This is a genomic window from Pseudomonas canadensis, from assembly GCF_030980095.1.
GTDB classification, from domain to species: Bacteria; Pseudomonadota; Gammaproteobacteria; order Pseudomonadales; family Pseudomonadaceae; genus Aquipseudomonas; species Aquipseudomonas canadensis.
Genome location: NZ_CP133298.1, coordinates 469,768 through 482,291 on the forward strand (window position 1 = coordinate 469,768; position 12,524 = coordinate 482,291).

7 protein-coding genes and 1 pseudogene are annotated in these 12,524 nt (G+C 60.9%); 3 read left to right on the forward strand and 5 right to left on the reverse strand.

Annotated features, from left to right (window positions below; genetic code table 11):
* Positions 1 to 21: 21 nt before the first annotated feature.
* From RB216_RS02130 to RB216_RS29760, 3 genes and pseudogenes are all read right to left on the reverse strand, one after another.
* On the reverse strand, positions 22 to 1,764 hold the full coding sequence (locus tag RB216_RS02130; RefSeq protein WP_016977199.1) for a potassium/proton antiporter: 1,743 nt from the start codon (positions 1,762 to 1,764) through the stop codon (positions 22 to 24).
* Between the two features lie 343 nt (positions 1,765 to 2,107).
* Positions 2,108 to 2,980 carry a methyl-accepting chemotaxis protein gene (locus tag RB216_RS29755; RefSeq protein ID WP_370694346.1) on the reverse strand — a complete coding sequence of 291 codons (873 nt, stop codon included), beginning with the start codon at positions 2,978 to 2,980 and terminating at the stop codon, positions 2,108 to 2,110.
* A 30-nt stretch (positions 2,981 to 3,010) separates the two neighbouring features.
* Positions 3,011 to 3,772, reverse strand: a pseudogene (locus tag RB216_RS29760) (MCP four helix bundle domain-containing protein); the annotation flags it as partial.
* 239 nt (positions 3,773 to 4,011) lie between these two features.
* Here RB216_RS29760 and RB216_RS02140 point away from each other — a divergent pair.
* A complete protein-coding gene (locus RB216_RS02140; RefSeq protein ID WP_016977201.1) occupies positions 4,012 to 4,242 on the forward strand; it encodes a hypothetical protein in 231 nt (76 codons plus the stop codon).
* Positions 4,239 to 4,532: a cell division protein ZapA gene (locus RB216_RS02145; RefSeq protein ID WP_016977202.1), complete on the forward strand. Its 294-nt coding sequence runs from the start codon at positions 4,239 to 4,241 to the stop codon at positions 4,530 to 4,532. The genes RB216_RS02140 and RB216_RS02145 overlap by 4 nt, the downstream gene beginning before the upstream one ends.
* On the opposite strand, the gene RB216_RS02150 is transcribed toward RB216_RS02145, so the two are convergent.
* Both RB216_RS02150 and putA read right to left on the reverse strand, forming a co-directional pair.
* Positions 4,529 to 6,331, reverse strand: coding sequence for an acyl-CoA dehydrogenase (locus RB216_RS02150; RefSeq protein WP_308908263.1), 1,803 nt, complete (start codon positions 6,329 to 6,331; stop codon positions 4,529 to 4,531). The genes RB216_RS02145 and RB216_RS02150 overlap by 4 nt on opposite strands.
* Positions 6,332 to 6,531: 200 nt before the next feature.
* On the reverse strand, positions 6,532 to 10,485 hold the full coding sequence (gene putA, locus RB216_RS02155; protein ID WP_308908264.1) for a trifunctional transcriptional regulator/proline dehydrogenase/L-glutamate gamma-semialdehyde dehydrogenase: 3,954 nt from the start codon (positions 10,483 to 10,485) through the stop codon (positions 6,532 to 6,534).
* 460 nt (positions 10,486 to 10,945) lie between these two features.
* Here putA and putP point away from each other — a divergent pair, with 460 nt between their 5' ends.
* Positions 10,946 to 12,430, forward strand: coding sequence for a sodium/proline symporter PutP (gene putP, locus RB216_RS02160; protein WP_308908265.1), 1,485 nt, complete (start codon positions 10,946 to 10,948; stop codon positions 12,428 to 12,430).
* Positions 12,431 to 12,524: the final 94 nt, after the last annotated feature.

Genomic DNA, 12,524 nt, shown 5'->3' on the forward strand with positions numbered 1-12,524 from the left:
GGGGCGTCGTCGCCCCGCAGTTTAGAGGAAGAGTCCGGGGCCCGGGCGACTTCCTTCGGGGAATCTGACGCCCACTTTGCCAATCTTGTTCCCGTCCATGACCGCGACGGTCCAGATGGTGTTGTTCCACTCCACCTGGTCGCCGACGATGGGCGCGCCGCCGACTTTCTGGGTGATGAAACTGCTCAGCGGCATATCCGGGTCGATGCCTTCCAACTTCAGGCCGTACAGCGCGGAAACCGCGCCCAGTTGGGCATCGCCTTCCAGCACGAAGTCGCCGAAGAAACGCAGGTCCAGACCGCGTTGCGGGGCTTGGCTGAACAGTTTGCCCAGGGCCGGCAGGTTGTGTTCGTGGCCGATCACGCAGAGCAGGTCGCCGACTTCCAGCACGGTACTACCCGACGGATGGAGCAGTTGCTGGCCACGGAACAGCGCGGCGATCCGCGTGCCTTCGGGCATTTTCAGCTCACGCAGGGCTGCGCCGATGCACCATTTTTCCGCGCCCAGGCGGTAGACGAACAGCTCCCACTCGCTGGTGACGTGCACTTCCAGCGCGGCGCGGGAAATCGGCGCCGGGTCCGGCGGTACGGTGACTTTGAGCAGCTTGGCCACCCACGGCAGGCTCGTGCCCTGCACCAGCAGCGACACCAGCACGATAAAGAACGCGAGATTGAAGTACAGCTGCGCATGGGGCAGCCCGGCCATCAGCGGGAACACCGCCAGAATGATCGGCACCGCGCCGCGCAGGCCCACCCAGGCGATAAAGGCCTTTTCCCGACCGTGGAACGCTTTGAAAGGCAGCAGGCCGACCATTACCGACAATGGCCGCGCAAACAGAATCATCCACAGCGCCAGGCCCAGGGCCGGCAACGCGATGGGCAGCAAGTCATGGGGCGTGACCAGCAGGCCCAGTACCAGGAACATGCCGATCTGCGCCAGCCACGCCATGCCGTCGAGCATATGCAAAATGCCATGACGGCTGCGCACCGGGCGGTTGCCGATCACCAGGCCGCACAGGTACACGGCGAGGAAGCCGCTGCCGTGCAGGGCGTTGGTTACGGCGAACACGAACAGGCCGCCAGCGATCACCAGGATCGGGTACAGGCCGGTGGCCAGGTTGATGCGGTTGACCATTTGCAGCATCAGCCAGCCGCCGCCCAGGCCGACCACGCCGCCGATGCCGAACTCGCGCACCAAGTGAGTCAGCAGGCTCCAGTGCAGGCCGGTCTGGCCGCTTGCGAGCATGTCGATCAAGGTGACAGTGAGGAACACCGCCATTGGGTCGTTGCTGCCGGATTCGATTTCCAGGCTGGCGGTGACCCGTTCGTTGAGGCCCTTGCCGCCGAGCAGCGAGAACACTGCCGCAGCGTCTGTGGAGCCGACAATTGCGCCAATCAACAAGCCTTGGATGATATTGAGGTCAAACAGCCAGGCCGCGGCCATGCCGGTGAGGCCTGTGGTAATCAACACCCCCACCGTGGCCAGCGACAACGCCGGCCAGAGTGCCACGCGGAAACTCGCCACCCGTGTGCGTAAACCGCCATCGAGCAGGATCACGGCCAGGGCGAGGTTGCCCACCAGGTAGGCGGTTGGGTAGTTATCGAAGATGATGCCGCCGCCATCGACGCCGGCGACCATGCCCACGGCCAGGATGATCACCAATATCGGGATACCCAGGCGGGACGAAAGAGAACTCACCAGAATGCTCGCACTCACCAGCAACGCGCCGATCAAGAACAGGCTGTTGATGGTCGTCGCATTCAAAGGCAGTACTCCATGAGCAAACAAGACGGGGCGCAAACTGACCATGCAGTCTGCGTGCCAGCGATTCTAACCTGTTGAATTGCTGCGCTGTCAAAAAGCTTTTTCTGATTCGTGCGGAGCTAATGTAGAAGCTGGCTTGCTCTAGTGAGCAGGGCTCTAGTGGTGAGCAGGCAGGCTGTGATGATCAAGACTTTTGTGGTGAGCAGGCTTGCCCTGCGCTGGGCTGCGAAGCAGCCCCAAAACCAGTCACCGCATACTGTCTGTAAAAATGAGGTGTTCCTGTTGGGGCTGCTTCGCAGCCCAGCGCGGGGCAAGCCCGCTCACTACAGTCGGTCGGGGTCAGTTACAGGCGGAAGCGCCCGACCATTCCATTCAAGTCCACCGCCAGGCGCGACAGCTCGCTGCTCGCCGCACTGGTCTGGCTGGCACCGGTGGCCGATTGCACCGACAGGTCACGGATGTTCACCAGGTTGCGGTCCACTTCCCGCGCCACCTGGGCCTGTTCTTCCGCTGCGCTGGCGATCACCAGGTTGCGTTCGTTGATCTCGACGATCGCGGTATTGATGGTATCCAGCGACATCCCGGCGCCTTTGGCGATATTCAGCGTCGATTCGGCGCGTTCGGTGCTGTTGCGCATCGAATCCACCGCGTGTTCGGTGCCGGCCTGGATACTGCCGATCATCCGCTCGATCTCGCTGGTCGATTGCTGCGTGCGATGAGCCAGGGCGCGCACTTCATCGGCGACCACCGCAAAACCGCGACCGGCTTCGCCAGCACGTGCCGCTTCAATCGCCGCGTTCAGGGCCAGCAGGTTGGTCTGGTCGGCCAGGCCACGGATCACGTCCAGCACCTTGCCGATATCGCGGGACTCATTGGCCAGGTCGCCAATCAAGGTGGCGGTGGCTTGCACATCGCCGCTCATGCGTTCGATGGCGCTGACGGTTTCCTGCACCAGGTCACGGCCATCGCCGGCAGAAGTGGTGGCGTTGCGCGATGCCTCGGAGGTGCTCACCGCATTGCGGGCAACTTCTTCGACGGCACTGGTCATCTCGTTCACCGCCGTGGCGGCTTGTTCGATTTCGTTGTTTTGCTGGGTCAGGCCACGGGCGCTTTCGTCGGTGACGGCGTTCAGTTCCTCGGCAGCAGACGCCAGCTGGGTCGCGGACCCGGCGATGCGTTGCAGAGTGTCGCGCAGTTTGTCCTGCATCTTGGCCATGGCCGCCAACAGGCGCCCGGCTTCGTCGTTGCCGTCGACTTTGATCGGGCGCGTCAGGTTGCCTTCGGCCACTTCTTCGGCTGCTTCCAAGGCCTGGGAGATGGGCAGGGTGATGCTGCGGGTCAGCAGCCACGCAAACAGCAGTGTCAGCAGGGTGGCGATCACCAGAAGGCTCACCACCATGTTGAAGGCCATGTTGTATTGGTCTTCGGCGTCTTTATTGGTAGCCAGGGCCATCTTATTGTTGATGTCCAGCAGACGGGTGAGCACGGCGTTGACCTGCTCGGAGTTGCTCAGCAGTTCGGTGTTGAGCAGGGTGCGCAGCTCTTCCACTTGATTGGCGCGCGACAGGCTCTTCATGCGCTCTTCAATCTGATGGTACTGGCCCAGCAGGCGTACGTATTCGTCGTAGGTCGAGAGCTCTTCGCTGCTCTCGATGAGTTTTTCGTAGATGCCCTGGGCCGTGCGAATCTGCTGATTGCGCAGCTCAAAGGCTTCCAGGGTTTTTTGCTGGACCTCCGGCTCGCGGTTGGTCAGCAGGCGGTACGACAGCACCCGCAGGCGCAGAGTCAGTTGGGTGAACTCATCGAGGGCACGAATGCTTGGCACGCTGGACAGGGTGATGTCTTCCGTGGCGGCGCGTATCTTGCTCATTTGATTCAGGGCGAACACACCGAGAAACAACATCAACGCGCCAATAAACGCGAAGCCGAGGAAGGCCCTCGGAGCGATATTCATATTACGAAGCGACATGCGGGAATCCTGGGGGAGATGCGCGATCCGTGCGGCCATCAGACGGGGTGTCCCTCTTTATCGGTCGTACGACTAAAGTCTAAAGGGGCGTGTGCGGTTTTGTCGCATCTGACGAGGGGTTTGATCGATTCAGGAACCAGATCCGGTAAATGCAGTCACTAAGGCTCGAAAGTGCGGCCCGGCCCTTAAAAATCGGGCTGCGCGCCGGGGATAACCCTGGCATCCGAGGTGAATTTTCTTTATCGTCACCGCCCTTTTAAAAAGCTCGAGAAATCAAAATGTTAGAAGCATCCCTCAGCCAATTGGAACAACTGGTCAGCGACCTGGTACAGCAGAACCAGGATCTGCTGGGCACCAACGAATCCCTCAAGGCCGAACTGGCCCGCGCCAAGGACGAGAACGACAGCCTGCAACTGAACCTGATGGAACAGGAAGAAAAGCACGGCGCCACCGCCGCGCGTATCCAGGCGCTGGTTGAGCGTGTGAGCGCAGGGCCTGTCGGCGCATGAGTGAAGGGATAAAGGTCGTTTCGATTCTCGGAGAGGATTACTCGATCAAGGCACCGGCCGGGGAAGAGAAAACCCTGATGCACGCCGTGACCCTGCTCAAGGCGTCCCTGGCCACCACCAAGAAGAAGTACCCGACCCTGATCGGTGACAAGCTACTGGTGCTGGCGGCGCTGAACTTGTGCGCCGAGCAGATCGAAATGCAGCAGGCGCACCAGCAGGAACTCGACCGTTACCAAGAGCAAGTCAGCGCCACGGTCGATGTGATTTCCAAGGCGATCGGAACGCCTTAGAACCACTCATCTTGCATGCCGAGGCACGTGTCATCGCGGGCCTCCAAGATTGCCAGTTCATGATGGCAGCTCGGCACTTCCCAGGTCAGGAAGTACCGGGCAGCCTGGAGCTTGCCTCTATAGAAGGCCACATCCGCCGCATGACCCTTGGCCAAGCCTGCTTCGGCGCGAATCGCCTGTTCCAGCCAGCGCCAGCCAATTACCGTATGCCCGAACACCTTCAGGTACAGCGCCGAATTCGCCAGGCTGCTGTTGACCTTGCCCTGGGCGAGATCCGTCAGCAGGCCAAGGGTGACGGTTTGCAGGCGGTTGACCAGCTGTTCCAGGGGTTCCCTCAGTGGGGTGAGGCTTGGGTAAGCCTGCGCGCGAGCACCAGTTTCGGCAATTAGTCTTATCAGTTGCTTCAGACCCGCACCGCCATTTTGTGCCAATTTGCGCCCGAGCAAATCCAGGGACTGGATGCCGTGGGTGCCTTCATGGATAGGGTTCAGGCGGTTGTCACGGTAATACTGCTCCACAGGGTACTCGCGGGTGTAGCCATGGCCGCCGAGAATCTGGATCGCCAGTTCGTTGGCTTTGAGGCAGAACTCCGACGGCCAGGATTTGACGATGGGCGTGAGCAGGTCCAGCAGTTCGTGGGCCTGTTTGCGTTCGGTTTCGGTGGCCAGGGTGGTGGTGTCGTCGAACAGCCGCGCGGCGTAGAGGCCGAGGTCGAAGGCGCCTTCTACGTAGGATTTTTGGGTGAGCAGCATGCGCTTGATGTCTGCGTGCTGAATGATCGAGACCGGCGCGGTCGTGGGATCTTTACTATCGGGCAGGCGGCCTTGTGGGCGTTCGCGGGCGTATTCCAGCGAGTAGAGGTAGCCGGCGTAACCGAGCATGACGGCGCCCATACCGACGCCAATCCGCGCCTCGTTCATCATCTGGAACATGCAGCTCAAACCCTGGTGCGGCTTACCCACCAGATAACCGATGCAATTGCCGTTATCGCCGAAGTTCAGCGCAGTGGACGTGGTGCCGCGCCAACCCATCTTGTGGAACAGCCCGGCCAGCAACACATCGTTGCGCTCGCCCAGGCTGCCGTCGTCGTTGACCAGGAACTTGGGCACGATAAACAACGAAATGCCCTTCACCCCGGCCGGTGCGTCCGGAAGTTTGGCCAGCACCATGTGCACGATGTTTTCCGACAGCGGGTGGTCACCGCCGGAAATGAAGATCTTATTGCCCTTGAGTCGGTAAGTCCCGTCAGCCGCTGGCTCTGCGCGTGTACGAATATCTGACAGGGATGAGCCGGCGTGAGGTTCGGTGAGGGCCATGGTGCCAAAGAAACGGCCGTCGATCATCGGTTGCAGAAAGCGTTGTTTCTGGTCCTCAGTGCCGAAGCTCTCGATCAGGTTGGCGGCGCCCATGGTCAGGAACGGATAGGAAGTAGATGCCGCGTTGGCCGACTGGAAGTGCGCAAAACAGGCTTGGGACAGCAGGGTGGGCAGTTGCATGCCACCCGCTTCAAAGCTGCGGGCTGCGTTGAGGAAGCCGGCTTCGAGGAACGCATCCACCGCTGGCTTCACTTCCGGAATCAGGATGGCCTTGCCGTCTTCGTAGCGCGGTTCGTTTTCGTCGTTCTTGCGGTTGTGAGGAGCGAAATACTTCTCGGCAATAGTGCGCGCGGTACTGATGGCCGCATCGAAGGTTTCGCGATTGTGCTCGGCAAACCGCTCGCGCTGGGTCAGGCCCTCGGCATCGAGGACTTCATACAGCTCGAAAGCCAGATTGCGGGAACTGAGCAGCGTCTCGGACATGGCGGCTTACCTTTGGAGGAATTGGCCTGAGTCTAAGTGCGCGAATAGAGGCTGGATAGCAAGATTGATTTGGGTGATGGAAGGCCAGAACAAACTCGGTTCTTGTGGGCGCTGGCTTGCCTGCGATGCAGACACCTCGGTGCGTCAGTTGCACTGAGGTGCTGCTCTCGCAGGCAAGCCAGCTCCCACAGGGTTTACCGTTAGCCGATGGTCATGAGGCTGGCGTTACCGCCAGCTGCCGCCGTGTTAACACTCAACGCCCGCTCGATCACCAGGCGTTCCAGTGCAATCGCGGTCTCGCCTTGGGACAAGCCATGCACCCCGACAATCGCCCCACTGCGCTGCGCAACTTGCTGGCACACCGCACGCAATTGATCGGAATCACCGTGATGCAAGACCGCGTCGAACACTACGTCGTCCTTGGTCCAGTCGGCCACGCGCTTGATCTTCGCCTGAATCTCCTTCGGCAGGCGTGGGAACAAGGCCTTGGTCAGGTCAGATTCCGGCCATACCGCCGAACCGCCCACGGCCAGTACCGCCGCCAGTTGCGTCAGCAGATCGCCTTCCACTTCCGCCAGGCACAGTACGTGCTCGCGGGGCAGGATGGCGTAGCTGTTGCGTTCGCCGGTCGGGCCGGCCAGTTGGCGGGTGATACCGCTTTGCGATTGCGCGGCGAACTGGCTGCACAGGGCGCTCAGGTCGCTGAACTTATTGCTGTCGGCCCAGGATTTCAGGGCGGTCAGCGGCTGGCTCATGGCATCTCGCAGGCGCACGTCCGGCGCGGCCAGTGCGTCGCCGCGTACGAAGGATTGCTCGATGGCATCCGTAGGGCGCGTCGACAGCAGGCGGTACAGGTACAGCGGGCCTCCGGCTTTCGGGCCAGTGCCCGACAGACCTTCGCCGCCGAAAGGTTGCACGCCGACCACAGCGCCCACGATGTTGCGGTTCACATAAACGTTACCGGCGTTGACGTTGTCGATCACCTTGGCGATGGTCTCGTCGATACGGGTGTGCACGCCCAGGGTCAGTCCGTAGCCGGAAGCGTTGATCTGGCCGATGAGCTGGTCGATCTCTTTGCGCTTGTAGCGCACCACGTGCAGCACCGGTCCGAAGATCTCCCGTTGCAGCTCGTCGAAGCTTTCCAGCTCGATCAGGGTCGGCATCACGAAGGTGCCACGCTTGATCTCTTCACCGTCGGCAATCGCCACTTGATACACATTGCGGCCTTTGTCGCGCATGGCCTGGATGTGTTTTTCGATGCCGGCCTTGGCTTCGGCATCGATCACCGGGCCGATGTCGACGGACAGGCGCTCAGGGTTGCCCAGACGGCATTCCGCCATGGCGCCCTTGAGCATTTCGATGACACGGTCTGCCGAATCTTCCTGCAGGCACAGTACACGCAGGGCCGAGCAGCGTTGGCCGGCACTGTCAAAGGCCGAGGACACCACGTCGATTACCACTTGTTCGGTGAGCGCCGAGGAGTCGACGATCATCGCGTTCTGGCCGCCAGTTTCGGCGATCAGCGGGATCGGACGGCCCTGGGCATCCAGGCGGCCGGCGACATTGCGTTGCAGCAGGCGCGCCACTTCGGTAGATCCAGTGAACATCACGCCTTTGACGCGATCATCCCCCACCAGGCGGGCACCCACGGTTTCGCCCTGGCCCGGCAGCAGTTGCAGCACGCCTTCCGGAATACCGGCTTCCAACAGGATGCGCACGGCTTGCGCGGCGACCAGCGGAGTTTGTTCGGCCGGCTTGGCCAGTACCGGGTTGCCGGCGGCCAATGCGGCGGCGACTTGGCCGCTGAAGATGGCCAGCGGGAAGTTCCACGGGCTGATGCACACCACCGGCCCCAGTGGGCGGTGGGCGTCGTTGGTGAAATCGTTGCGTGCCTGCACCGCGTAATAGCGCAGGAAGTCTACGGCTTCACGCACTTCGGCGATGGCGTTGGCGAAGGTCTTGCCGGCTTCACGGGCCAGCAGGCCCATCAGTGGCTGAATCTCGCCTTCCATCAGGTCGGCGGCACGTTCCAGGATGGCGGCGCGCTCGGCGGGCGGGGTGGCCTGCCAGATCGGACCGGCGCTGATGGCGCACTGGATAGCGTTGTCGACGTCTTCGACGGTGGCTTCTTGAACATGACCGACCACGTCACGCAGGTCGGACGGGTTCAGTACCGGCGCCGCCGCTTGCTCGCTGGAGGCGCAACCGAGCATCGGCGCAGCTTTCCAGTTGTTGTGAGCCGTGGCCAGCAAGGCGCAGGACAGCGACGCCAGGCGGTGTTCGTTGGCCAGGTCGATACCGGCCGAATTGGCGCGGTCGCTGCCGTACAGGTCACGCGGCAAGGGGATACGCGGGTGCGGCAGGCCGAAGCCGCCTTCCAGCGTGGCCATTTGCTCGATGCTGGCCACTGGATCGGCCACCAGCTCCTGAATGGAGATGGATTGGTCGGCAATGCGGTTGACGAACGAGGTGTTCGCGCCGTTTTCCAGCAAGCGACGGACCAGGTAAGCCAGCAGTGTTTCGTGGGTGCCGACTGGAGCGTACACACGGCACGGACGGTTCAGCTTGCCATCGGCAACCTTGCCTACGACCTGCTCGTACAGCGGTTCGCCCATGCCGTGCAGGCATTGGAACTCGTACTGGCCGGGGTAATAGTTCTGACCGGCGATATGGTAGATGGCCGACAGCGTGTGAGCGTTATGCGTGGCGAACTGCGGGTAGATGACTTCCGGCACCGACAGCAGCTTGCGTGCGCAAGCAATGTAGGAAACGTCGGTGTACACCTTGCGGGTGTAGACCGGGTAGCCTTCCAGGCCTTCGACCTGGGCGCGCTTGATTTCGCTGTCCCAGTACGCGCCTTTTACCAGACGGATCATCAGGCGGTGGCGGCTGCGGCGCGCCAGGTCGATGACGTAGTCGATCACATACGGGCAACGCTTCTGGTAGGCCTGGATCACGAAACCGATGCCGTTCCAGCCGGTCAGTTGCGGCTCGAAGCACAGGCGCTCGAGCAGGTCCAGGGACAGCTCCAGGCGGTCGGCTTCTTCGGCGTCGATGTTCAGGCCGATGTCGTATTGCTTGGCCAGCAAGGTCAGGGACAGCAGGCGCGGATACAGCTCGTCCATCACGCGCTCGTACTGCGCACGGCTGTAGCGCGGGTGCAGTGCCGACAGCTTGATGGAGATACCCGGACCTTCATAAATCCCACGGCCGTGGGAGGCTTTGCCGATCGAGTGAATGGCTTGTTCGTACGAGGCCAGGTACTTCTGCGCGTCGTGTTCAGTCAGCGCAGCTTCACCAAGCATGTCGTAGGAATAGCGGAAACCCTTGGCTTCGAACTTGCTCGCGTTGGCCAGGGCTTCGGCGATGGTTTCGCCGGTGACGAACTGTTCGCCCATCAGGCGCATCGCCATGTCGACGCCCTTGCGGATCATCGGCTCGCCGCTCTTGCCGATGATGCGGCTCAGGGACGAGGTCAGGCCTGCTTCGTTGTGGGTGGCGACCAGTTTGCCGGTCAGCAGCAGGCCCCACGTAGCAGCGTTGACGAACAGCGACGGGCTGTTGCCCAAGTGCGGCTGCCAGTTGCCGGTGCTGATCTTGTCGCGGATCAGTGCGTCGCGAGTGCCCTTGTCCGGGATGCGCAGCAGCGCTTCGGCCAGGCACATCAGTGCCACGCCTTCCTGGGACGACAGGGAAAACTCCTGCAGCAGGCCCTGAACAATACCGGCACGGCCGCCAGCACTTTTCTGGTTACGCAGTTTTTCGGCGATTGAGGCGGCCAGCTTGTTGGTGGCTTCGGCCATCGGGGCCGGCAGACGAGCCTGTTCGATCAGCATCGGCACCACTTCTGGCTCGGGGCGGCGGTAAGCGGCGGTGATCGAGGCGCGCAATACGGATTGCGGCAGGATGCTCTCGGCGAACTCAAGGAAGCACTGGTGGGCGTGGTCGGTCTGGACCTCGCCTGCATCGTCGGCGTCCTTGCTGCTCAAACCATTGAGTTCGGACAGGGTTGCACCACCCTCCAGTTTCTCCAGGTAATTGAAAATCGCCTGCTTGATCAGCCAGTGCGGCGTGCGATCAATGGAGGTCGCGGCAGCCTTCAGGCGCTCGCGGGTCGGGTCGTCGAGTTTGACCCCAAGGGTGGTCGTAGCCATTTTCTTATCCTCATGGGTGCCACTACCGAGTGGCATTAGCTGGCGGCAAGATTAGCTTTGCGCATGCAGAGGTGCAACCGGGTGCAACCCTTTTTATTCAGGAAATTTTCGATCGTGATCGGGAAAAAAAGACACTGCCGACGGATTCCGCTCTGCCTTGGTGCGTTTGCTTCTGAGATCGGCTGTTCTTGCTCCGAAAAGGAGCAAAAACAGGGCGTTTTCCACAAAACATATCAAGGTGCAACTTATTCTCACGAAACTGGTTGCACCTTATTTGCTTTGTTGAATAGCATTCGCGCCCAAGGTGCAACCACTTTGAAAGTTCGGTTCATCGGCTGACGGCTTTCCTGGGGAAACGTCAGTCATAAATGCGCGGCACGCAGCTACGTCTACCTACTTCCAGTGGGTGGCCGTCTGACAGACCGTTGCTACATAAAAACAAAGCCAGGGCGTCACTCTTATGAGCGTTAGTAATCCAACCCTGATCACGTTCGTGATCTATATCGCAGCAATGGTGCTGATCGGCTTCATGGCCTATCGCTCCACCAACAACCTTTCCGATTACATCCTGGGCGGTCGCAGCCTCGGTAGCGTGGTGACTGCCTTGTCGGCCGGCGCTTCCGACATGAGCGGCTGGTTGTTGATGGGCCTGCCGGGCGCGATCTACATGTCTGGCCTGTCGGAAAGCTGGATCGCCATCGGCCTGATCGTCGGTGCCTACCTCAACTGGCTGTTCGTCGCCGGTCGCCTGCGGGTCCAGACCGAGCACAACGGTGACGCCCTGACCCTGCCGGATTACTTCTCCAGCCGTTTCGAAGATAAAAGCGGCCTGCTGCGGATCATCTCCGCCGTGGTGATCCTGGTGTTCTTCACCATTTACTGCGCCTCCGGTATCGTCGCCGGCGCCCGCCTGTTTGAAAGCACCTTCGGCATGTCCTACGAGACTGCCTTGTGGGCCGGTGCCGCAGCGACCATTGCCTACACCTTCATCGGTGGTTTCCTGGCCGTGAGCTGGACAGATACCGTACAAGCCACGCTGATGATCTTCGCGCTGATTCTCACGCCGATCATCGTGCTGCTGGCCACCGGTGGCGTCGACACCACGTTCCTGGCGATCGAAGCCCAGAACCCTGACAACTTCAACATGCTGAAAAACACCACCTTCATCGGCATCATCTCGCTGATGGGCTGGGGCCTGGGTTACTTCGGCCAGCCGCACATCCTGGCGCGTTTCATGGCGGCGGATTCGGTGAAGTCGATTGCCAAGGCACGTCGCATTTCCATGACCTGGATGATCCTGTGCCTGGGCGGCACCGTGGCGGTGGGCTTCTTCGGTATTGCCTACTTCTCGGCGCATCCGGAAGTGGCAGGTCCTGTGACCGAAAACCACGAACGCGTATTCATTGAGCTGGCCAAGCTGCTGTTCAACCCATGGATTGCCGGCGTGCTGCTGTCGGCCATCCTGGCGGCGGTGATGAGCACTTTGAGCTGCCAACTGTTGGTGTGCTCCAGCGCCTTGACCGAAGACTTCTACAAGACCTTCCTGCGCAAAAACGCGTCCCAGGTTGAGTTGGTATGGGTCGGTCGCCTGATGGTGCTGCTGGTCGCACTGATCGCCATCGCCATGGCCGCCAACCCGGAAAACCGCGTACTGGGCCTTGTGAGCTACGCCTGGGCCGGTTTCGGCGCCGCATTCGGCCCTGTGGTGCTGATCTCGGTGATCTGGAAAGGCATGACCCGCAACGGCGCACTGGCCGGTATCCTGGTCGGCGCGATCACTGTGATTGTGTGGAAACACTTCGAATTGCTGGGCCTGTACGAAATCATCCCAGGCTTTATCTTCGCCAGCCTGGCGATCTATTTCGTGAGCAAGATGGGCGCACCGACTGCCGGTATGGTCGAGCGTTTTGATGCTGCGGAAAAAGACTACAACCTCAATAAGTAATTCGCTGGGTGTTTAGCGCCAAGTGAGTTGAAAGAAAGGCCCGCGTCCTACGGATTGCGGGCCTTTTTTTATGTGTAATTTATGTCGGTCCTAA